The organism is Treponema sp. Marseille-Q4132, from assembly GCF_014334835.1.
Lineage (GTDB): Bacteria > Spirochaetota > Spirochaetia > Treponematales > Treponemataceae > Treponema_D > Treponema_D paredis.
In genome coordinates this window covers 374497-395145 of record NZ_CP060591.1, presented here as the reverse complement: position 1 = coordinate 395145, position 20649 = coordinate 374497, and the positions used below count along the sequence as shown (strand labels likewise).

The window sequence follows — 20649 nt, the reverse complement described above, 5'->3', positions numbered from 1 at the left end:
GCTTCCTTTTAATTAGAGTTTTTCAAAGATAAAATTGCAAAACGTTTTTATGCGGTTTATAAACGACGTTTCGATACGCTTTTCGAGAAAAATAATTTTCATCGCTTTGACGCCGCCGGCACCGTATAAAATCCAATTATCGCCGTCGCGGAAGAGCAGAATGGCGGATTTCATATTGTTCGGTTTGACGCATTTGATCTTCATATCCTGTCGAATAAGCGTATTGTCGTTTGTCGAAACATAGTATACGCACTCTCCGTTTGCGCTTATGGATATGGACGTTTCGATGAGACCGAAAGGTTCCATCGTCAAATCGGCTTTTACTTTTCGAGTAACGCCGTCTTCTGCAATAAAATCGTTTTTAATCACGGCGGATGAATACAGATCGTAATACGTTTTATTGTGTTCCGAATAGTACGGGATACCGACGTAATCGGATATGTTCATGAGCGAGTCTTCGAGCCGTGCGGGCAAATCTTCGTTGCCGGCGTAGGGTCTGACTTGGATCACTTCGGCAAGATAGGACGGATTGAGATCGTTTATGTCGCGTATGATTTTTTTTGCGCTTTCGCTTGACGCTTCAAGACACATATTGGACGCGCGGCTGATATTTCGAACGACGACTTTGCCGCTTTCAAGGTCGGCAAGTTCCGCTTTCGAAAGCTTATTGTTGAAAGGAAGTGCGGAAGCGGAAAACGCGCAGAGTACGGCACAAATAAATGAAACAAATACTGTCTTTTTCATATTAATAGTTTGCATTATACTGAGTAAACAGTCGGGCCGCAAGACAGTTACTCGAAAAACGAACTGCACAAAATTCTATGCGGCTATCGGCGGTCGAGCGGCAAAACGATATTTTTCGAGTGCGCGTAACTTTTAAGCCAGCGCTTAACCGGAACTGTCCAATCGTTTTCGTTTGCACCTTCCAAAAGCAGGCGTTCGAACATAAAGTGAATGTGGGCGCTTATTTTCTTTTTATCGGAATCGGAAAGCGTTTCGTCGTCCGCAAACAGACTGTTGATAATATCGATGCCCGCGCTTATCGTAAATCGATTTTTAAGCACATACAGCATCATATACATCGCCGCGGGAATGCAGTTTACGCTGTGCTGCTTTACATACAGCACGCTTTCGATAATGCGCCGCGCACCTTCACGCAGTTCGGCCGTATACGTTTTTCGTTCTTCTTCGGTAAAATCGTCGTTTTTAAAAACGTCCGCGTAATATACGGACGCAAGAATAACGATCGCAACGTGCAGGCTCGGAACACAGAGGAGATGCGGATCGAAAGCGTGAATCATTTTGAATGCCGCGTCTGTTTTATAATCGGGACGCTGTGTCGTCGTCATGCAAAAGCGGTACACTTTTGCGGCATTTGCATATGCCGTTTCGATAAGCGAAAGATATTCGATGCAGTACGGCAGCGCCTTTTTTACGCCGAGTCTGCGAAATAAAAAAGTCATCGGCCGGATCCAAAAGTTTGTAAAGTTCAAATAGATTTTCACTTTGTCGGGCGTAAAGGGAATCAGTTCGTCCAACGGGTGTGATACGTCCAAAACGGGAATTGTTTTGAAGCGCCACTTTACCGAAAACTGCAGCCAAAAAAAATCGCGCACGACGGTACGCAAAAAACGGAAAAGCACTTTTGCGCTTTTCAGCCGGAAGGGAATAATCAAATACGGAAGAAAGGCGCCGTAAGAATCGATCGGCCGCAGGGCAGGCTCTTTTTTTTCGGCAGAACTTTTTGCCATGAGGGTTATTCTATCGAAAACGGAAATTCGGCACAAGGTACGGACAGACGGTTATAGAGGAAAGACGGTACCGTCGCAAAAGTCGATTACTTTTTCCCTTGAACACAAACTCGGAAAAGGAGTTACGCAAAATCTTATACGTGTGCTATACTGTAGGTATGATAGCGGCATATATACGGGATTCGGTTGAAAGTCCGAAAGCGGGCGTCATCCGCAAAATGTTCGAAGAAGGGGCGCGGCTCAAAAAAAAATACGGAGCCGAAAACGTCTACGATTTCAGTCTCGGGAATCCCGATTTGGATCCGCCTGACAGCGTCGCCCGAGCGGTAGAGAGAATCGCTTCGGATAACGCTCACGGTACACACGGCTATATGCCGAACGCGGGTTATCTTTTTGCACGGGAAGCCATGGCGAAAAAGACGGAAGCCGAACAGGGAGTGTCCGTTCCGGCTACTCACATCGTTATGTCGTGCGGAGCCGCGGGTGCGCTCAACGTTGTTTTAAAATCGCTTTTAAATGCGGGCGACGAAGTGATCGTTCCTTCTCCGTATTTTGCCGAATACGATCACTATATCCGAAATCATGCGGGCGCTATCGTGCGTGTAAAGACGAAAGAGGATTTTTCGCTCGACTGTAGCGCAATCGCAAAAGCGCTTACCGAAAAGACCTGCGCGGTTTTAATCAATTCTCCGAACAATCCGACGGGGCGGATCTATTCGGCGGAAGATATTGCATCTCTTTCGAACGCACTTCGCGAACACGGAAAAAAATGCGGCCGCATGCCTTACCTCATCTGCGACGAACCGTACCGTGCCATCGTCTATGACGGCAAAAAAGTTCCGCCCGTATTTCCGTTTTACGAAAATACCGTCATCGTTACGTCTTTTGCAAAAAATTTAAGTTTGCCGGGAGAACGTATAGGATATCTCGCTCTGAATCCCGCATGTACGGAAGCGGATGCCTTTATCGCCGCAGCGATTTTTTCGACGCGCATTTTAGGCTACGTCAACGCGCCGGCCTTTTTTCAAAAAGTCGTCGCATCTTCTTGGAACGCACCGTGCGATTATTCGCCTTATGAAAAACGCTGCGCGCTTTTAAAAGAAATCATGGATTATGCGGGATTGGAGTATGCGAAACCAGACGGCGCATTTTATCTTTTTGTAAAAGTGCCCGATGCGTGGAAGGGTGATGATCTTGCGTTTACGGATCATTTGAAAAAATACAATATTCTGTGCGCGCCGGGAAGCGGTTTCGGCGGGGAGGGCTGGTTTCGGATCGCGTACTGCGTGAGCGAGCGGACGATTATCGGTTCGCGCGAGGCCTTTTATAAGGCGGTGCACGATAAAGCTTGAGCGCTGCGGCGTATACGAGCGGTTTTACGGAGGCGATATGAAAATCTTTATGGTGACGGCCGAAGCGGTACCCTTTGCGAAGACGGGCGGGCTTGCCGATATGGTGTCCGCTTTGGCACTGTCTCTTTCAAAGATCGGACACGATGTAAAAATCGTCATGCCGCGCTATTATAAAATCGACCGGAAAAAATTACAGGCGATCCCCGGTCCTCTTGCCGTCGCTGCGGGAACTTCTGAATCGTGGGTCGGCGTTTATGAAAGCGTGCTGCCTTCGTCAAAGGTCGCAGTTTATTTTATCGATCACGAAGGCGCGTTCGGGCGCGACGGCGTGTACGGTACAAAGTCGGAAACCGATTTTCACGACAATCCGTACCGCTTTTCGCTTTTGTGTCACGGAGCTTTTCAGCTGTGCCGAAAGCTCGGATGGTATCCCGATATCGTCCACGCGCACGATTGGTCGGCGTCCCTCGCTCCGATCATCTTAAAGCATGTCATCAGAAACGACTTCTTTGCAAAGACGGCGAGCGTTTTGACGATTCACAATTTAGGCTATCAGGGACAATACGCAAAAGATTGGTTTCCTTCTCTCGGCATTCATTGGGGATTGTATTACGGCGCGGGACTTGAACATAACGGCGGTATCAATTTTTTGCAGGGGGGTATATCTTCCGCCGATATGATCACGACGGTGTCCCCGACTTATGCGAAAGAAATCCAAACCGCCGAAGGCGGCTTCGGTATGGACGGGCTTTTGCGCGTAAGGAGCGACGTCGTCCGCGGCATCCTAAACGGAATCGATGAAGATGTGTGGAATCCGAAAACGGATACGCTCATTCCCGTAAACTACGACGAAACGTCGCTTGAAAAAAAAGCGGTATGCAAACGCGAACTGCAAAAGCGTATGAAGCTCCCCGAAGACGATGCCGTTCCCGTTATCGGAATCGTAACGCGTCTTGCCGATCAAAAAGGCATCGCCGAACTTTTTGCGCCGACTTACGGCTGTATGTACCGCCTGTGCAGCGAAATCGACGTGCAGGTCGCAGTCCTCGGAAGCGGGGAAAAGTGGTGCGAAAACGAAATACTCGCGCTTCAGTCGAAGCTTCCGAATATGCGCGCATATATCGGCTACGATGAAAGTTTGAGCCATCTTATCGAAGCCGGCAGCGATTTCTTTTTGATGCCGTCGAAATACGAGCCGTGCGGATTGAATCAAATGTATTCGCTTTTGTACGGCACGCTCCCGATCGTGCGCCGTACGGGAGGACTTGCCGATACGGTCGAACAGTACGATGAAGAGACGGGGGAAGGTACGGGCTTTATGTTCGACAACTTGACGCCCGATTCCGTATTCGATACCTGCGGCTGGGCGGTTTATGCGTATTATAACAAAAAAGAGCACATCGCCGAAATGCGAAAGCGCGGCATGAAAAAAGATTTCAGCTGGAAAAAATCGGCCGAACAGTACATCGCCGTCTATAAAGAAGCCCTTGCACGCGGTGCGGGAATTTGAAAACACCGGACTGCCGCTAACGGTTTCATCGCTTGCTTTGCCTCGTTTTGCGTTCGCTCATATAGCGTAGCGCTTCATCTTCGCTCAAGCGCCGCACTTGCGTGTTCGGAAATTCGCGGTAGCGGCTTTGAGAAAATATCAATTTTCGAAAATGCCGCAGCCGTGCGTATTTTAAGCTTCGATTTGTTCTTTGCACCAATCGACTACGACATCCATATCGGCCAGCGCCTTTTTTGTAAGCTCTTCATCGATATCAGGATAGTCAGGGTATCGAAAAGTCGCGGCAAATTTTGTTAAACTGATAGCAGAAAGTTTCACTGTTTCGGGAAACGCTATTTTGGGTTGTATCGTTTTAATAAGCATTCCCAAATCGTGTATTTTAATAATTTCAATTTCTTTTAAGATAAATAAAGCCTTAATTGCTTTTTCGGCAGCCTGCTGACAGTGAAAGCAGATGATTTCCAAAGGTTTGGGACGCATGGTTTTAAAAAGATGATAAGCAGTTGTCCTGTCCATTTCGACAATGCGAAGCCATTCCTCTACGTCTTGTTTAAGATCATTTTTCATAAAGCAATACACCTTCATTTGCAACTGTTTTTTCGAGTGTCGGACGATATTTTCGTATATCGAATTTCGACTTATGATTTACGATAACATCGCACGGTTTTTCTTGTATATCGAAAATCGCCGAATAAGCTTTATCACACAAAAGCAAAGGATTCCCTTTTTCCTCATCGACAACGACATAAAAATCATAATCGCTCTTTTCGGTTTCTTCGTTGCGCGCATACGAACCGAAAAGATAGATGCGCTCGGGATCGAGGGCTTCTTTGATTTTTTCCGTTATCCGTTTAATCTCTTCCGTAATCATCGCTTTATGATACCACGAAAACGGACTGCCGACAACGGTTTCAGCGCTTGCTTTGCCGCGTTTTGCGTTCGTCCATATAGTGTAACGCTTCATCTTCGCTCAAGCGCCGCACTTGCGTGTTCGGAAATTCGCGGTAGCGGCTTTGAGAAAAAAGCGGCTTTTTTCCGCTGCACGTTTTATCTTTGTTGTTTTGCAAATAGGTTTTCAATTCCGCTTCATCCGAAAATATTTTATAAAAAATTCTTCCCGAAGCACTTTTTATTTCATATATGCCGCAGCTTTTTTTCATTGTGAAATCGGCCGTACGTATATATAATTTTGCGATTGCCGCAGATTTAAACGGAAAGTTCCAGCGCTGTAATCCGTTTTTTGTACGGTCGATGCAGATGCATCGTCCGCACGTTCCGCAGATGTATTGCGTATGGTTTTTCAAACATTCTTCCGGATTCAAAAGCGGCGTTACCCTGTCTTCGTCGGCGTAGCATTCAGTACACATAAGTATCCCCCTGTAAAATTTTTGTAATGCGATTGCACTTCCGAGGCAAGCGCATGCACTGCAATACTACGGGGAATACAACAACTGTCAAGTAAGTCGAACGGGAAAATATAAAATCGATTTGAATACGGGACGGTCGGATTTACTTAAAACTCGTACCACGTGCCGTCTTTTGTCAAATACCAATCGGCGAGCACTTCGGTCTTTCCCGTATCGTACCACGAAATGCTTCCGTCTCGATTCAATACGGCGATGCGCTCTCCGTTTTGCACGGCTTTTACCGGAAGCGATGCGGAGCGTCCGTAGTATTTGCTTTTTTTTCGCGAAAGATCGTACGAATATACTTTTTCGCTTCCGATATCCGTCAAAATATTTCCGTCGTAAAAATACGTAAAAGCGCCCGTATCTTCGTCGTTGAGTTTTAAGAGCATCGTCGCTTTCGAAGCAGACGGCGCATACGAAAAAAGGTTCGTCGTTTTTTCATCTTCGCCTGACTGCACGGCGATGCCGTACAATTCGCCGTCGGAAGCCGAAAGCGCGTAGACGATGTCGGCTGCAATTTTCAACGGCACGATTTCCTTTGTGCGCATATCGATGCTGAGAAGGGCGGACGGAGGATTTGTCGCGGAGGACTTTGCGACATAGAGCGTACCGCCTGAAATGAGCGCATCCTGCAATCCCGCTCCCGCATACAGCTCTTCAATTTTGCCCGTGTCCCTGTAATATGCGCGGACGACGGCGTTACTTTCCATTGCCAAAACGATATTTCCGAATGCGCGGACGGATTGTACGCCGCTTTCGGGCGTAAAAAGCCGAGTAGTTTTATTTTCCGTAAAGTCGAAATATTCGACCGCCCGCTTCGTGCCGCGCGACCACAGGATGACGCCTCCTTCGCAGACGCTCATATTCGTGTGAGCGTCATTCGATGCCAGTTTATCGACGGTGCCGGTGTCGTAGGATGACGCATAGAGCGCGCCGCGCGTCAAAAAATAAAAGCCGTCTTCAGCGCTCGCCGCATCGGAAATTTTTTCGTAGATATCGTCGGTGAGCGGGGAAAGAGAGAGGGGCGCCGTATCGGGAAAAGTCGTCGTTCGAAATATGTTGCCGCCCGAAGATGCAAGAGCGATTTCGTCTCCCGCTTTTGCGCCCGCTCTGATCGCTTCTCCGTTCGGAAGCGATTTGAAGTTTTTCAAAATGAGGGGAGATGAAAACGTTTTGTCGCCGCGGTTTTCAAGCATCAAAAGCGAGTAGTTTCGGGATGCACTGCTTGCGATATAGTACAGGTTTTTATCGTCGGCGCTCGTCAGGAGTATCGGAGCGCGTGCGGAAACGGAAGCGGCCGTCTTTCCCGAAAGTGCCGACACGGCGTACACCGTATCGTTTTTGGTGCCTGCAAAAAACATATCACCGTCGAAGGACGCGATATCCGAAAGATTCGCTTCGCAGTTCAATCGCCGTTTGAGTTTTCCGTCGGTCATATTGTAATACGAAATAAAGCCGACAGGCGAATACGTGCACAGCGTTTTTTCCGATGCGCTCGTTACAGCATACGAAATGATTCCCGTCGAATCTTTTAAAACGTCGGCAACACGTCCGTCGGAAGCGCGTAAAAAAATCGCTCCTTCTACGGAAGCCGTTCCGACGATGACATAAGTGCCCTTTGCCGAAAACGACAAAGACGTCACCGCATCTGCAAAGCGCCGTGCGTATTTCCGCTGCAGCGTATCGAAATCCCATAAGCTCACGCGGTTTACGAGTCCTCCGTCCGTTTCGTATGCGGCGATCGTTTTGCCGTCGGGGGAGAGGGCGCAGAGTTTTACGCTCATATCCGAAATTTGATAATGTTCGCCCTGGCCGTCGGCCGTCCATTTTATTAAAAATCCGTCGTCGCCCGCCGTAAAAAATGCGCTTCCGTCGAAGGAAGCCGAAACCGCCCTGATTTCTCCTTCGTGCTTTTGATTGGAAATGTGAGACTCCGATGCGAGCGGCAGCGCGCAAAAAAGGGCTGCAATAAAAAATATCGCATATCGATTTTTGAAAATATTCGCCTTTGTTGAAACGTGAAACGGATGGAAATTTAATAATGTATTCATACTGATATCCTAGTGCGATTGCAGCGCCGCAGTGAAGCGCCGAATATCGCTTGTTATGCCGAGTACGAAAAGCGCTGCAATGATCGCAAGCCCCGCGTACTGCGCGTAATATTGTATTTTCGGATTGATCGGACGGCGGAAAACGAATTCGACGAACGCGAAAAAAATCAAAGCGCCGTCGAGTACCGGTATCGGAAGCAGGTTCATGATAAAAAGCGAAATGCTGATAAAGGCCATGAGTTCCAAAATCGCCGTAATGCCCTGCCTGAACCCCGCTCCGAATCCGTCTTCGACGGTGTTTCCGAGCATACCCGCAACACCGACGGGACCTGAAATCGCATTTTGCACGTCGGCTCCTTTGAACAAAAGCGCTATGCTTTTTACGGTAAGCGAAAGGGTTTCTCCCGTCCGCTTTATCCCCTCAACGAGCGCTTTAAAAAACGGATACCGTTTCGCTTCGCGCATTATCGGCTCGTTCGAAAAAGGCATGACGCCGATCTTTCCGCTCCCGGTCGATTTGTCAAAATCGCTGTGAACGGTGTAGGCGAGCTTTTCGCCGTCACGCAATACGACGATATGCAAATCCTTATCGGGGTTCGACGCGACTTCCATAATTATATCGGAAAAATCTTCCACGGGTTTTCCTTCGATCGATATGATAGTGTCGCCGGTTTTCAATCCCGCTTTCCTTGCAGGTGAATGCACTTCGGGGCGGGTTTCATCCGCAAGTTTTATCTTTGCCGTATACGAATAATACGTATAGCCCGTCATCGCAACCGCCGAAAAGGCGGCAAAGGCGAAGAGCGCGTTGAAAAAGGGACCTGCGAATCCGATGAGAGCGCGTCCGAGCGGGTTGATGCCGTAGAGCGAATCGCGCTCGGCTTCGATGCGAGGAGAAGAGGCGTCGAGCGCTGCTTGAAAATCACGCTCTCCTTTCATGCCGCAGTATCCGCCGAGGGGCAAAAGCGATAAACGGTAGTCGGTACCGCCGATCGTTTTATGCAATAGGGCGGGCCCGAAACCGAGCGAAAAGGATTCGACTTTTACGCCGAATAATTTCGCTGCGATAAAGTGTCCGAGTTCGTGAAAAAAAACCAAAAAACCGAGGCAGACTATGCCGTAAATCCATTTCATATCAGAGTTTTTGCAAGAGATCTCGCTTTTGCATCCGCTTTAAAAACGTCTTCGAAGCTTTCGGGTAACACGCTCCAATCTTCGTCAAGCACGCTTCGAACGACGCGGGCGATGTCGGTAAACGAAAGTTTTCCGTCGAGGAATGCGAGGGCTGCGACTTCGTCGGCGGCATTGTATGCGATCGTATAGGATGCTCCCCGTTTTGCCGCTTCGTACGCGTATGCAAGGAGCGGAAAGTCTTCGGTGCGCGGCCGGAAAAACGAAAGCGTTTTATCGAAGAGGTCGAAAGTTTGAAGATAATTTTCCGCCGTTTCGGGCTGCGTAAGCGCCGAAAGGATGGGGCGCTTCATATCGGGATCGGAAAGTTCGGCATAAAGCATACCGTCCTTTGTTCGCACGAGCGAATGCACGATGCTTTCGGGGTGGACGACGACTTTTACGATTTCGGGCGATACGTCGAAGAGGCGGCACGCTTCGATCACTTCAAGCCCCTTGTTTGCAAGCGTCGCAGAATCGATCGTGATTTTTTTGCCCATTTTCCACGTCGGGTGAGCGAGAGCGTCTTTTACGGAAACGCGCGCAAGATTTTCTTTTGCGTATGTGCGGAAGGGGCCGCCGCTTGCGGTTATGAGAATTTCTGCAATATTTTCTCTGCCGATTTTTTCGATGAGACTGAAAATCGCCGAATGCTCCGAATCGACGGGGATGATGCGTGCGCCCGATTTTTCGGCGAGAGCCCGTATGAGATGCCACGCCATGACGACGGTTTCTTTATTTGCAAGCGCCAAATCGACTCCGGCTTCGAGTACCGCTTTCGACGGAAGGAGACCTGCACTTCCGGCTATTCCGTTTACCGCGATGTCGGGGCGCGTTTGTTTTATGAGACGCTCGATGCCGTGCGGATCATCAGCCGTAAGCGTAAAATCGCAGCCGAAAGAGGAAGCGAGCTTTTCGGTTTTTTCGCGGCTCGTATGAGAGGCGAGGGCGCACGCGCAAAAGAGGGCGGGCATATTTTTAATGATGTCGAGCGTATTCGTACCGATGGAGCCGGTACAGCCCATAACGAAAACTTTTTTCATCGTAAAAAGATCGGAACTCCGTAGAGCATGAGGAGCGAAAGATAAAACACGGGAGCCGCAAACAAAAGCGAATCGATGGAATCCAAAACACCGCCGCGTCCGGGCATAATGCCGCCCGAATCTTTTACGTTTGAACTCCGCTTAAATACCGATTCGGCGAGGTCTCCGACGATGGCTGCGCTTGCGACGAGGATGCCGAAAAAAACCGATTTCCAAAGAGAGCCGGGAAAAATATGCGGTAAGGCTTTCTGCGCGATGAGCGAAGCGAGGATGCAGCCGACATAGCCGCCTGCAAAACCCGCGACGCTTTTATTCGGACTTGCGGCGATGACGCCTCGGTTGTTTTTTCCGAGCAGCATGCCGAAAAGCCACGCGACCGAATCGCAGATAAAGGTCATCCACAAAAATGCGGCGATATAAAAACTTCCGTGTTCGTAGGCCGTCATCCTTGAAATGAAGGTGATGAGGTAGCCCGTATATAATAAAATCGATACGGAAAGAGAAACTGCGGTATTCGAATGTTCGAAAGATTTTACCGTAAGCGCGTTGTAAGCCATGAGAATGCACGTTCCCGCAACGAAAACGCCCGTTACGATACCGAAAGGGAACGAAAAGCAAACGCAGACGTACGCCGAAACGGGGATCAAAAGGTTTAAAATCGCGACGAGCGGTTTCGGCAAAAGCGGACCGTTTTTTGAAAACATATCGTAGAGTTCCAAACTGCCGATGAACGAAAATGCGCACACGGCGATGTGAAAGGGCAGCCGTTGAAAAAACGGAAGAAAGACAAGACCGATTACGAGCGGTATGCCGATAAAAAAAATCAAAAGCCGTTGTACGAGTTTTGGCATCGTACCGTCCTCCATAAAAACTTTTGCTCGTGCTTTGCAGAAAGCTTCAAGCGCGTCAACTTCAGGCGAGCACCGCGCCGAACCGTCTCGTCCTCTTTTGAAACTGCTCGATATGACCGTAAAATTCGTCTTCGCCGTAGTCGGGCCACAGCGTATCCGTAAACACGAGCTCCGCATAAGAAGCGTGCCACAAAAGAAAATTGCTGAGCCGTTTTTCGCCACCCGTTCTGATCAATAAGTCGACGTCGGGCAAATCCGCTATGTCGAACGAAGAAGCGAGCGCATTTTCGTCGATCGCTTCCGCCGGCGTTTGACAGGCGGCAAGTTTTTTTACGCCGCGCACGATTTCGTCCCTGCCCCCGTAATTGATCGCCATGACGAGCGTCGTTCCGGTAAAGTGCGCCGTTTCCGCCGTTGCGTTCCGTATCTCTTCGCGGATATCTTCAGGAAGACCTGCGATATCGCCCAAGTGCAAAAGCCGTATTTTATTTTTTTTATAAAAGGCGAACTCCGCTCTCAAGTGGTTTTTGATAAGACTCATCAGATATCCCGTCTCTTCGGCGGTGCGCTTCCAGTTTTCCGTCGAAAAAATATAGAGCGTCACATAGGCGATGCCGAGAGATGCAGCGGCTCCGACGATTTTTTTCGCCTGTTCGGCGCCCGCATAATGCCCTGCGCTGCGGTTTTTATGCCGCCTTTCAGCCCACCTGCCGTTGCCGTCCATAATGATCGCAACATGGCGGGGCAGGCGAGTCGTATCGAGAGAGGTCAACCTTCGAGTATTTCCTTTTCTTTTGCATCGTAGAGCTTTTGTATCTCCGCGATATACTTGTCGGTAAGCTTTTGCAGTTTATCCGTTTCCGACTTCAAACCGTCTTCGGTGAGCTCGCCCGATTTTTGCTGTTTTTTGAGCGCGTCGTTTCCGTCGCGACGGATGTTGCGTATTTGCGTGCGGTAATTTTCCGCGTCGGCTTTCGCCTGTTTGACGAGTTCTTTGCGCCTGTCGGCCGTGAGCGGCGGAATCGCGATGCGGATCACTTTGCCGTCGTTCGACGGATTCAAGCCGAGGTCGGCTGCCTGAATCGCTTTTTCGATGTCGCCGATGAGCGATTTGTCGAAAGGCTGAATGACGACCGTCCTCGCTTCGGGAATCGCGATCGTAGCCACTTGATTGAGCGGCGATTTTTGACCGTAGCAGTCGACGCGCACTTTATCGAAAAGAGCTGCGCTCGCCCTTCCCGTTCTGATCGCGGCGAAAGTATCGGTAAGCGAATGTATCGCTTTTTGCATTTTCTCTTCACTGTCTGCCATTGCATCCTCCGGTAGAAAATACGGTTTTAGAAAGTTGCGTTACAACAAACGCATGGCAAAGCGCACGCGAAAGCTCACGAACGCTTTGCATTGTGCGCCTATCTTCCGAGAACGTAGAGATGCACTTCTCCGAATTCGAGCGGGGTGCCGACTTCTTTCGACACTTCCGCAAGTTTTGCGGCGACGCTCATTTTGTCGTCTTTTACGAACATCTGATCGACAAAGCACACTTCTTCGAGATGTTTTTTCAATTTGCCCTTTAAGATGCCGTCTTTGACGTTTTGCGGTTTTGACGCCATCTTTTCATCCTGATCGAGCTGCTTTGAAAATATTTCCATCTGCTCGTCCGTATAGGACTGGGGAACGTCTTTTTGCGTGATATATGCGGGAGTAAAAGCCGCCATATGCAGACAGCAGTCATTTGCGAATTCCTGCACTTTCGGATCCGTCGACCCCTTGACGATGCAGAGGGCTCCCGTTTTGAAATCGCTGTGGACGTAAGTGCCCGCAACCGCGTTTTCCGGCACATCGATAAGCGATACGTGGCGCACGGACATATTTTCGCGGACCTTCGTCGCAAAAACGGTGAGCATATCGGAATGCTCGCTTTCCACTTTCGTGTAGCCTTTTTCAAACGTCAAATCGACGAGCTTTTGTCCGAGCGCTATGAATTCTTCGTTTTTGGAAACGAAGTCCGTTTCGCACACGAGTTCGACGACCGCGATCTTGTTTCCCTTTTTCTGAATGTAGATGCGTCCTTCCGCGGTCGCGCGGTCGGCTCTTTTTGCGACGGCGGCGAGTCCTTTTTCTTTTAAAAGTTTTGCCGCTTTATCGATATCGCCGTTCGTGTCTTCAAGCGCACGCTTACAGTCCATCATACCGGCGCCCGTCGTTTCACGCAGCGTTTTAATATCCGATGCTTTAATATTCATTATCGTAACTCCAAAATTGACAGGGGATATCCGAAAATTTACGCTTTCGGACATCTCCTTTCGTTAGTTATTTGTCGCCGTAGATTTTATCTTCGTCGATAAGCTGATCCGCTTCTTTCGATTCCGTTTCGGCGTCTTCTTCTTTTTTAGTTTCCGCAGGCTCGTAATTCGAATAATCTTCGATTTCGACGTCGTTGTCTTTGACGGCGGCATCCGTCTGTATGTTTTCGTCTTCATCGTTCAAATTTTCGAGGATCTTTAAGCCCTGTTCATTGTCCGCTTCGATGACCGCATTTGCGATGATCGACGTAAACAGCGAAATGGCGCGGATAGCGTCGTCGTTGCCGGGAATAGGGTAGGTGATGCCTTCGGGATTGCAGTTCGTGTCGACGACGGCGATGATGGGAATACCCATACGGTGCGCTTCAGCGACGGCGATCTGTTCTTTGTGCGTGTCGATGATGAACACGACGCCCGGCAATTCTTTCATCTCTTTGATGCCGGCGAGGTTTTTTTCAAGTTTTGCCTTTTCTTTTTGCAGAGCGGAAACTTCTTTTTTCGTCAAATTGTCGAAAGTGCCGTCGACTTCCATCTTTTCGATTTTTTTAAGCCGCTGCAGCGATTTTTTGATCGTTGAAAAGTTTGTGAGCATACCGCCGAGCCAGCGGTTGTTGACGTAGAATTGACCGCAGCGTTCGGCTTCTTTTTGAATCGCCTGCTGCGCCTGTTTTTTCGTTCCGACGAACAGGATGGATTTTCCCGCCGTCGTCGCTTTGCGTACGACTTCGTAGCTTTCTCTTATAGCCGCGATCGTCTTTTGCAAATCGATAATGTGAATCCCGTTCCGCTCCGCGAAGATATATTTCTTCATGCGGGGATCCCATCGCTTTACCTGATGACCGAAATGAACTCCCGATTCAAGCAGGTTTTTCATGGTTACAACTGCCATGACGTACTCCTTCACCGGTATCGTACGATACCCCGAACTCTGTTTCTCGATGCGCCGTCTTTTGTTAAAAAGATCGACGTACGGAAGATCGTTTGCCCCTTAAGCCTACGGCCCGGGGCGCACGGCAAAGCTATTCGATAATTGAATAACCCTGCGACGCAAGAATATCATAAAGCTCCGAAATCGGCAAGCCCTCGACTCCGCTCGTCGTGCCTTTTATCTTTTTAATAAAACACGAAGCGAGGCTTTGAATGCGGTAGCCGCCTGCGGCTCCGTGCCATTCACCCGTTTCGACATACCATTCGATTTCACGTTCACTCATCTCTTTGAAAGTCACTTCCGTAACGCTTTCGCGGACGACCGTCGTCTTCGTTTTTCCGCTGTAGAGAGCGATAACCGTTTTGACCGTATGCGTTTTTCCGCTCAATTCGCGGAGAAACGCCGCCGCTTCTTCCTGATCGGAAGGTTTGCCGTAGATTTTATTGTTGAAAATAATAACCGTGTCGGCGGCGAGCACCCACGGGATTTCCCTGTCGGCGGCGAGCGAATGTACGACGGCCGCGACTTTTTCCCGCGCGAAAATTTCCGGAACGTCTTCGGCCGGAAGAGAGGGCGATACCGTTTCGTCGATATTCGGCATGATCACTTGATAGGGAATGTGCAAGAGTTTCAATATATCCTGACGGCGCGGCGACGACGACGCTAAAATAACGGGTTCCATAAATATTTTTACATCCTTATCTTTGAAAGATGAGAGATATGGGATTCGAACCCACCGCCTTCAGCTCCGGAGGCTGACGCTCTATCCAGATGAGCTAATCTCTCTTATGCGCGCCGATAATCACGGAAGCCGAAAATTGAAATTCGAACGGTTTCCGCATTTTCCGCACGCATACGATCAAAAAAACCGCTTGAGGATTTCCGCCTTTTTGCGGAAACACTGCGAAACGATATCGTTTGATTGTATCATTTTTTACTTGGCGCTTCCCGAAGAAGAGTCGAGCTTAATGCCTTTGAGCACTTCGAGCGCACGCTTGCGAACCGCACTCGTATAGTGATAGTCCGATGCTATTCTCGAAATCTCGTCGACCATAGCCCGTTTGTTTTCCGTACTGCCTGCAAGCTTTTCAAACGCGTCGAGCGTTTCGATCGCCATGCTGCTCGTAGGATTCAATACGCGGTTTCGGTGATTTGCGAATGCGATCGCGTCGGCGGCTTCATCGTTTTCGTTTAAGCCCATCTCTCCGAGCGCGCGGATTGCGGCGGCCTGTACCATCGGTTCGTTGTCCGCAATCGCGATATTGATAAGCGTGTTTTTAGAGTGTTCGCCTCCGACCTTTGCAAGAAGCAGGCAGGCTCTCCGTCTTACGTCGGGAAAATTATTGACAAGCCGTCCGCCCATTCGCGCTTGAGTCAAAAGACCTTCGCCTGCAAGCTGATCGAGAGCCGCGGCGACGTCTTCGGACGTATTGCCGTCTTTGATAATGCTTTCCAGATATTCGAGGGCAACGAGTTTGTTGTCGTAAGAATCCGAGCGGGCGAGGGTCAGCACGACCGTGCCGTCGACGTCGCTCAAGTATTCGTTTTCAACAGACCTTTCGCTCCGTTTCGCGGAATCGTTTTTTTTCTGAACGCGCTGTTCCTGTGCAAAAAACGGCGAAGAAAAAGCAACAAAAGCGGCGGCGCAAAGCGCAATCTTATACAATTTCATCTGCACAATCTCCTCTAAAACTTTTTCGGAAAAAAACGGCTTTCAAAAAAGTTTTTAACCTTTCCGTCATTCTATAAAAAATCAAAAAAAAAATCAATGTTGGAATTACGCGAGCGGCCTCCGTCAATCGATGGGCGGAATATGGACGAGCCACTTTCCGTTTATTTTATTAAAATAATAATAGATGATGTCCGTATCTTCCCGCACTTGAACGGCTTTTACCGACGTTTTGGAATCGTATCTGATTTCGTCGACTTTACGTCCTTTTCGCGACGGAACGAAGATGTAGGTAAAATAATCGCGCAGGCTGTTCATACGCAGTCCCTTGACCGGAAGCATTTTGGATGCGCGCTCAAGGTTTTTAGGATTCGACCAATAGCGGATCGATTCCTCATCGATAAATTTGAGCCACGCTTCATAACGTCCGCCGGTCATAATGGAAGAAAGCTCATCGATGCTTGCCATGATTGCGGCTTTATCGTCTTCGAAGGTTTTTTTTGTTACGTCGATATGATTGATCGAGCGGAGGTATTCTTCGTTTTCGGCAGCCGTTTTCGCATCCGTTTTTTCCGAAACGGCGGGCGTTCCCGGCCGGATTTTTTTATCCGGGATTGCGGGTGAGCTTTGTTCCCGCTGCGCGGATGTACACGCCGAAATCAAAAATGCGGAAAAGATACAGAGTGCGATAATTGCGCTGTGTTTTGTTTTTTTCATAATGCACTAAATATACAATCACTTATCCGTTTCGTCAAATGGAAAAGAAATTGACGGTGCCCGCTGTCTTGTTTACCGCGCCAAGTTGATGAACTCTTCCTCCATATGCTTTACATTTCCCTCAGTATAATCGCTGAAGCGGAACAACAGTTTTTCGACTTCGGCGGTGATAAAGGGTTTGCCTGATTTCAGTTCATCCGCAGCGATGGCGCCGAATGTCTTTCCCAAATCGTAAAACCATACTTCGCCCAAAACCGTGTCGCTCCATTTTGTGCCCTTATACACGCTGTCGATAGAGAGACGGTAGGTGCCCGGAAGCAATATGCAGGGATTTTTGTTTGCATTGGCAGAGAGCCATCTTGTTTCGGTTTCCCGGTCGTCAAGCCGGAAGCCCGCATATAAGTCGACGAGGTTCAATTTCCGTTTTTCATGCGTTTTGACGTTTTCAAGCGTCATTGTTTTTATCCGATTGTTCTTTGTCCACGTCAACTCTTTACGGTCGTGAATATCGGAAAGCACTACGGAATCTTCGCCCCACGACTCTTGTTTGGACGTATAATTCCGTGTCAAACCGTTGGTCATAAACGGACCGAAAACCGTCGATGTCAGCGTAAACTCGATCCATTCGCCGATACCGTCGCCTTTTGCGCCCTCGACCCAGCCGTTCAAAAACTCGCCGTCAAAAGAGCATTCGGGTTTATACGAAGAAGATTTTTCATCGCCGATTTTAAAGCTTCCGTCGAGAAAAGAGGAAGCGCTGATATTTCGGACAAAGTCTTGCTTTTCGCGGTTTTGCATAAAAGCCCATCCGATTTCATCGCCATACGTGTACCCGGTGAATTCAAAATATTCGCGTGCGGAAGGTTTGTAATTTCGCGCGCACAGGATAGTGCCGCGGTCATCGGAATAGCTGCCGAATCCGAAAAGACTCTTTTGCTCAAATTGTGCGACGGAATTGTGCACCGTAACCTCGTCATCGGTCAGCAAGACGAAGTTCTTAATGCTCCCCGCCCACGTACCGCCGGTCGAAATGTCGTAAACGCTTTTGTAAGCCTCTCCGCGTTTGGCGCCTTTGTCGGTATCCGTTGCGTAGGTAATATCGACGACGGACGATGAAGAAGCGGGGAACTCCAGTTCGTGGTAAAAGTGCAGTTTAAGCGTGATTTCGCCGTTATAAACCGGCAGTCCGCCCCATTCTTCGGGGACTTTCATTTGACTTTCCTGAACGACGCTTGTTTCGATGCCGACGTGCGTAATCGGAACTTTTTTGCCGTTTAAGAGGATGTTTACACCCTCGTAAACGGTTTTATTTTTATCCTTATGAAAAACGTTTTCACCGTAGAACTCATCAAGCTGCTTTTTATATTCGGCATAGGGAATAACGCGCAATTTTTTATCGGCTTCCAAAGGATTGACGGGGATTGTTTTGAACGCCCGCCCTTCGTCTCGTGTCGGCTGCGTTTGCCTGCCGAATGCAAGGTTTAAAGCCGTCAAATTGTAAAAGGCTCTAAAATCGCTTGTAACGATTTGTGTGCCGTCAAATTCATACGGAATTGTAATGACGATGGGGAACGCGCACGGCACCTTCCGTTTTTGCGCCGTAAGATTTTTAAAATCGAAAAGCGCACGTACCGTATGCCGCTTTTGGTTGACATACAAAAACTCGCTTTCCAGCGCAATTTCCATACTCGGCTTTGTAACGTAAATGTTTCCGTACGACCAATCTTCAAGGTACTTTGTACCGCCGTCATCGGCAAACCCGGCTCCGAGCACGCTTACGGACAGCAGCAGCAGAACAATCGTTTTTTTCATCGCTTTACCTCACGAGCAGTATACTCATCTGTAAATAAAACGGCTATAGAGCGATGTGCTCTTCGCCTTGTACAATTTTCCTCTCCGCGTTACTATAATCGCATGACAACCGCAGTATTTCCCGGTTCGTTCGACCCGCCGACGAACGGGCACTTAAGCATTATCAAAAGGGCGAGCAAGCTCTTCGATAAAATCGATGTCGTCATCGCGGTAAATTCGAACAAGCAGTATCTCTTTACGGAAGAAGAACGCTACCGCATGATGGAAGAAATCATCAAGCCGTACAAAAACGTTACGCTTCATTTATGCAGCGAACTTGTTGCGCAGTATGCGAAAAAAACGGGCGCAAACGTATTGCTGCGCGGTATCCGCAACACGAACGATTTCGCATACGAATTCGATCTGTCGCTGATGAATCACATGCTCAATCCCGACATCGAAACGCTTTTTATACCGACGGAGCAGCGTTACGTCATCGTCAAATCAAGTTCGATAAAAGAGCTCGCGCAGTATCACGGAGATATTTCGTCGATGGTGCCGCCGATCGTCGAAGCGGCTCTGAAAGAAAAATTCGGCAGATGAACCGTGCCGATACGGTACCGAAAAAAGCGTTGACTAAAAACGGAAAAATGTTATAATAGATTGACATTCGGCTGGAAACTGTTGTACTATTGACCGCAGTTATTCAGAAAAAGCGAGGTTTAAGTATAATGGCAGTACCCAGATCAAAAACTTCAAAAGCCGTGACGAAAAGACGACAGGGTGTGAATATGCATCTTGAGGCACCGCAGCTTGTTCCGTGCAACAATTGCGGGAACCTTGTGCAGCCGCACCATGTGTGTCCGAAATGCGGATTTTACCGCGGACGTCAGGTAATTACGCCGGAATCAAACGGCTGATGCAGGGAGCATGAACATGGACGAATTATTCAACAAAATCCAGAAACTCATTGCCGAGAAACTGGAGATCGATGAAAGCAAAATCACCCTCGATTCCTCATTCAGAGGCGATCTCGGTGCGGACAGTCTCGATACCTACGAGCTCGTCTACGCTATCGAAGAAGAATTGGGAGTGAGCATTCCCGATGACAAAGCGAACGAATTCGAAACCGTCCGCGACGCCTACGAATTCATCAAAGCCGAACAGGCAAAAAAATAATCCGCCGTTGAGGCGACTTATAAAAAAACACAAGCCTTCAGCGCTTGTGTTTTTTTTATACCGGCCTATCCGGGATTGTACGCATGAAGCTAAAAACGATTTTATCCGAACGAAAACGAGAACTTATTCGGTTTTGCAAGCCGCTCGGTTTGCGCTTCCGAAACCTTGAGCTGCTCGACCTTGCGTTCCGTCACCGCTCGTATGCGAACGAAAGTTCCGAAAAACGTCCTGAAAACAACGAACGTCTCGAATTTTTAGGCGACTCGGTGCTCGGACTTGCCGCTGCGACGTATTTATACAAAACTTTCGAAAACAATCCCGAAGGCGATTTGGCAAAAATCAAATCCGTCGTCGTTTCCGAAAAAACGCTTGCGCCGATCGCACTCCGTTTCGGCATCGACAAAATGCTCGTTTTGGGACGCGGGGAGGAGTTGAGCGGCGGCAGGCAAAAACCCGCCATCCTCGCGGACTGCATGGAATCGATCATCGGCGCGTATTTTCTCGATGCGGGTTACGCGGCTGCCGAAACATACGTGCTTTCGTTTCTCGTCCCCGAAATCGAAAAAGTGCAGGAAGACCGCGGTTCGAAAGATTATAAAACGCTGCTCCAGGAATTGTATCAAAAAAAGACAAAAGAGTGTCCCCGCTACGAAACGGTGAGCGTCACCGGTCCCGATCACGATCGTACGTTTTCCGTTACCGTCTACCTCGGAGAGTGTGCATACGGTCCCGAAAGCGGAAAAAGCAAAAAAGAAGCCGAACAGAAAGCAGCCAAAAAAGCATATACGATTCTGACAGGAAAGGGCTGTCCAAAAACTTCAGTTTTTGGACAGCTTCCTTGATTTTATGTGCGACGTTTAAAATTAAGTCATTATAATATAAAGACTTAATTTTAAACTCGACAGGCTGTCGAGAAAGTAACCGA

General features: G+C 48.7%; 23 protein-coding genes and 1 tRNA gene. 6 read left to right on the top strand and 18 right to left on the bottom strand.

What is annotated here, in order from left to right:
- Positions 1-12: 12 nt before the first annotated feature.
- Complete coding sequence (locus H9I35_RS01885; protein ID WP_187419964.1) at positions 13-744, bottom strand: DUF6675 family protein; 732 nt, start codon at positions 742-744, stop codon at positions 13-15.
- 83 nt (positions 745-827) lie between these two features.
- Positions 828-1751 carry a hypothetical protein gene (locus H9I35_RS01880; RefSeq protein WP_187419963.1) on the bottom strand — a complete coding sequence of 308 codons (924 nt, stop codon included), beginning with the start codon at positions 1749-1751 and terminating at the stop codon, positions 828-830.
- Between the two features lie 158 nt (positions 1752-1909).
- Here H9I35_RS01880 and H9I35_RS01875 point away from each other — a divergent pair, with 158 nt between their 5' ends.
- Both H9I35_RS01875 and glgA read left to right on the top strand, forming a co-directional pair.
- Entirely contained in the window at positions 1910-3103 is a 1194-nt protein-coding gene (locus H9I35_RS01875) for a pyridoxal phosphate-dependent aminotransferase (RefSeq protein WP_187419962.1), read from the top strand.
- A 37-nt stretch (positions 3104-3140) separates the two neighbouring features.
- Positions 3141-4613 (top strand): glycogen synthase GlgA, encoded by a 1473-nt coding sequence (gene glgA, locus H9I35_RS01870; RefSeq protein ID WP_187419961.1) that lies wholly within the window; start codon positions 3141-3143, stop codon positions 4611-4613.
- 171 nt (positions 4614-4784) lie between these two features.
- Here glgA and H9I35_RS01865 read toward each other — a convergent pair whose 3' ends face one another.
- The 16 genes from H9I35_RS01865 to H9I35_RS01790 form a co-directional block, all read right to left on the bottom strand.
- Positions 4785-5180, bottom strand: coding sequence for a HEPN domain-containing protein (locus H9I35_RS01865; RefSeq protein ID WP_187419960.1), 396 nt, complete (start codon positions 5178-5180; stop codon positions 4785-4787).
- Entirely contained in the window at positions 5170-5577 is a 408-nt protein-coding gene (locus H9I35_RS01860; RefSeq protein WP_252722693.1) for a nucleotidyltransferase family protein, read from the bottom strand. The genes H9I35_RS01865 and H9I35_RS01860 overlap by 11 nt, the downstream gene beginning before the upstream one ends.
- Entirely contained in the window at positions 5525-5980 is a 456-nt protein-coding gene (locus tag H9I35_RS01855) for a hypothetical protein (RefSeq protein ID WP_187419959.1), read from the bottom strand. Before H9I35_RS01855 ends, H9I35_RS01860 begins: the two co-directional genes overlap by 53 nt.
- A 146-nt stretch (positions 5981-6126) precedes the next feature.
- A complete protein-coding gene (locus tag H9I35_RS01850; protein ID WP_187419958.1) occupies positions 6127-8073 on the bottom strand; it encodes a WD40 repeat domain-containing protein in 1947 nt (648 codons plus the stop codon).
- Between the two features lie 9 nt (positions 8074-8082).
- A complete protein-coding gene (rseP, locus tag H9I35_RS01845) occupies positions 8083-9207 on the bottom strand; it encodes an RIP metalloprotease RseP (RefSeq protein WP_187419957.1) in 1125 nt (374 codons plus the stop codon).
- Positions 9204-10286 (bottom strand): 1-deoxy-D-xylulose-5-phosphate reductoisomerase, encoded by a 1083-nt coding sequence (locus tag H9I35_RS01840; protein WP_187419956.1) that lies wholly within the window; start codon positions 10284-10286, stop codon positions 9204-9206. The genes rseP and H9I35_RS01840 overlap by 4 nt, the downstream gene beginning before the upstream one ends.
- Complete coding sequence (locus H9I35_RS01835; RefSeq protein WP_187419955.1) at positions 10283-11137, bottom strand: phosphatidate cytidylyltransferase; 855 nt, start codon at positions 11135-11137, stop codon at positions 10283-10285. The genes H9I35_RS01840 and H9I35_RS01835 overlap by 4 nt, the downstream gene beginning before the upstream one ends.
- A 61-nt stretch (positions 11138-11198) precedes the next feature.
- Entirely contained in the window at positions 11199-11909 is a 711-nt protein-coding gene (gene uppS / locus H9I35_RS01830; RefSeq protein ID WP_187419954.1) for a polyprenyl diphosphate synthase, read from the bottom strand.
- A complete protein-coding gene (gene frr / locus H9I35_RS01825; protein WP_187419953.1) occupies positions 11906-12448 on the bottom strand; it encodes a ribosome recycling factor in 543 nt (180 codons plus the stop codon). Before frr ends, uppS begins: the two co-directional genes overlap by 4 nt.
- A 98-nt stretch (positions 12449-12546) precedes the next feature.
- On the bottom strand, positions 12547-13380 hold the full coding sequence (tsf, locus tag H9I35_RS01820; protein WP_016520113.1) for a translation elongation factor Ts: 834 nt from the start codon (positions 13378-13380) through the stop codon (positions 12547-12549).
- 67 nt (positions 13381-13447) lie between these two features.
- The gene (rpsB, locus tag H9I35_RS01815; protein ID WP_187419952.1) at positions 13448-14329 is read right to left on the bottom strand and encodes a 30S ribosomal protein S2; all 882 of its coding nucleotides are present in this window, start codon (positions 14327-14329) and stop codon (positions 13448-13450) included.
- A 130-nt stretch (positions 14330-14459) separates the two neighbouring features.
- Positions 14460-15050, bottom strand: coding sequence for a Maf family protein (locus H9I35_RS01810; RefSeq protein ID WP_187419951.1), 591 nt, complete (start codon positions 15048-15050; stop codon positions 14460-14462).
- Between the two features lie 30 nt (positions 15051-15080).
- Positions 15081-15154 (bottom strand) — tRNA-Arg (locus H9I35_RS01805).
- Positions 15155-15302: 148 nt separating this feature from the next.
- Positions 15303-16040, bottom strand: coding sequence for a HEAT repeat domain-containing protein (locus tag H9I35_RS01800; protein WP_187419950.1), 738 nt, complete (start codon positions 16038-16040; stop codon positions 15303-15305).
- A gap of 123 nt (positions 16041-16163) precedes the next feature.
- A complete protein-coding gene (locus H9I35_RS01795) occupies positions 16164-16754 on the bottom strand; it encodes a hypothetical protein (protein ID WP_187419949.1) in 591 nt (196 codons plus the stop codon).
- 72 nt (positions 16755-16826) lie between these two features.
- Positions 16827-18566, bottom strand: coding sequence for a hypothetical protein (locus tag H9I35_RS01790; protein WP_187419948.1), 1740 nt, complete (start codon positions 18564-18566; stop codon positions 16827-16829).
- Positions 18567-18668: 102 nt separating this feature from the next.
- On the opposite strand from H9I35_RS01790, the gene coaD reads away from it, so the two are divergent.
- From coaD to rnc, 4 genes are all read left to right on the top strand, one after another.
- Positions 18669-19148, top strand: coding sequence for a pantetheine-phosphate adenylyltransferase (coaD, locus tag H9I35_RS01785; RefSeq protein ID WP_016520107.1), 480 nt, complete (start codon positions 18669-18671; stop codon positions 19146-19148).
- Between the two features lie 128 nt (positions 19149-19276).
- Positions 19277-19465, top strand: a complete 189-nt coding sequence (rpmF, locus tag H9I35_RS01780) for a 50S ribosomal protein L32 (protein ID WP_016520106.1) — start codon at positions 19277-19279, stop codon at positions 19463-19465.
- Between the two features lie 16 nt (positions 19466-19481).
- On the top strand, positions 19482-19724 hold the full coding sequence (gene acpP, locus H9I35_RS01775; RefSeq protein WP_016520105.1) for an acyl carrier protein: 243 nt from the start codon (positions 19482-19484) through the stop codon (positions 19722-19724).
- A gap of 83 nt (positions 19725-19807) precedes the next feature.
- Positions 19808-20566, top strand: coding sequence for a ribonuclease III (rnc, locus tag H9I35_RS01770; RefSeq protein WP_187419947.1), 759 nt, complete (start codon positions 19808-19810; stop codon positions 20564-20566).
- The last annotated feature ends 83 nt before the right edge of the window (positions 20567-20649 follow it).

Bases quoted from the DNA above. Each gene is read 5' to 3' on its own strand.
- rpsB (WP_187419952.1), bottom strand. From the start codon at position 14,329: ATGGCAGTTGTAACCATGAAAAACCTGCTTGAATCGGGAGTTCATTTC.
- H9I35_RS01835 (WP_187419955.1), bottom strand. From the start codon at position 11,137: ATGCCAAAACTCGTACAACGGCTTTTGATTTTTTTTATCGGCATACCG.
- H9I35_RS01850 (WP_187419958.1), bottom strand. From the start codon at position 8,073: ATGAATACATTATTAAATTTCCATCCGTTTCACGTTTCAACAAAGGCG.
- H9I35_RS01865 (WP_187419960.1), bottom strand. From the start codon at position 5,180: ATGAAAAATGATCTTAAACAAGACGTAGAGGAATGGCTTCGCATTGTC.
- H9I35_RS01860 (WP_252722693.1), bottom strand. From the start codon at position 5,577: ATGAAGCGTTACACTATATGGACGAACGCAAAACGCGGCAAAGCAAGC.
- H9I35_RS01790 (WP_187419948.1), bottom strand. From the start codon at position 18,566: ATGAAAAAAACGATTGTTCTGCTGCTGCTGTCCGTAAGCGTGCTCGGA.
- tsf (WP_016520113.1), bottom strand. From the start codon at position 13,380: ATGAATATTAAAGCATCGGATATTAAAACGCTGCGTGAAACGACGGGC.
- frr (WP_187419953.1), bottom strand. From the start codon at position 12,448: ATGGCAGACAGTGAAGAGAAAATGCAAAAAGCGATACATTCGCTTACC.
- glgA (WP_187419961.1), top strand. From the start codon at position 3,141: ATGAAAATCTTTATGGTGACGGCCGAAGCGGTACCCTTTGCGAAGACG.
- H9I35_RS01840 (WP_187419956.1), bottom strand. From the start codon at position 10,286: ATGAAAAAAGTTTTCGTTATGGGCTGTACCGGCTCCATCGGTACGAAT.
- H9I35_RS01795 (WP_187419949.1), bottom strand. From the start codon at position 16,754: ATGAAAAAAACAAAACACAGCGCAATTATCGCACTCTGTATCTTTTCC.
- coaD (WP_016520107.1), top strand. From the start codon at position 18,669: ATGACAACCGCAGTATTTCCCGGTTCGTTCGACCCGCCGACGAACGGG.
- H9I35_RS01810 (WP_187419951.1), bottom strand. From the start codon at position 15,050: ATGGAACCCGTTATTTTAGCGTCGTCGTCGCCGCGCCGTCAGGATATA.
- H9I35_RS01800 (WP_187419950.1), bottom strand. From the start codon at position 16,040: ATGAAATTGTATAAGATTGCGCTTTGCGCCGCCGCTTTTGTTGCTTTT.
- H9I35_RS01855 (WP_187419959.1), bottom strand. From the start codon at position 5,980: ATGTGTACTGAATGCTACGCCGACGAAGACAGGGTAACGCCGCTTTTG.
- rseP (WP_187419957.1), bottom strand. From the start codon at position 9,207: ATGAAATGGATTTACGGCATAGTCTGCCTCGGTTTTTTGGTTTTTTTT.
- rpmF (WP_016520106.1), top strand. From the start codon at position 19,277: ATGGCAGTACCCAGATCAAAAACTTCAAAAGCCGTGACGAAAAGACGA.
- H9I35_RS01885 (WP_187419964.1), bottom strand. From the start codon at position 744: ATGAAAAAGACAGTATTTGTTTCATTTATTTGTGCCGTACTCTGCGCG.
- rnc (WP_187419947.1), top strand. From the start codon at position 19,808: ATGAAGCTAAAAACGATTTTATCCGAACGAAAACGAGAACTTATTCGG.
- H9I35_RS01880 (WP_187419963.1), bottom strand. From the start codon at position 1,751: ATGGCAAAAAGTTCTGCCGAAAAAAAAGAGCCTGCCCTGCGGCCGATC.
- acpP (WP_016520105.1), top strand. From the start codon at position 19,482: ATGGACGAATTATTCAACAAAATCCAGAAACTCATTGCCGAGAAACTG.
- H9I35_RS01875 (WP_187419962.1), top strand. From the start codon at position 1,910: ATGATAGCGGCATATATACGGGATTCGGTTGAAAGTCCGAAAGCGGGC.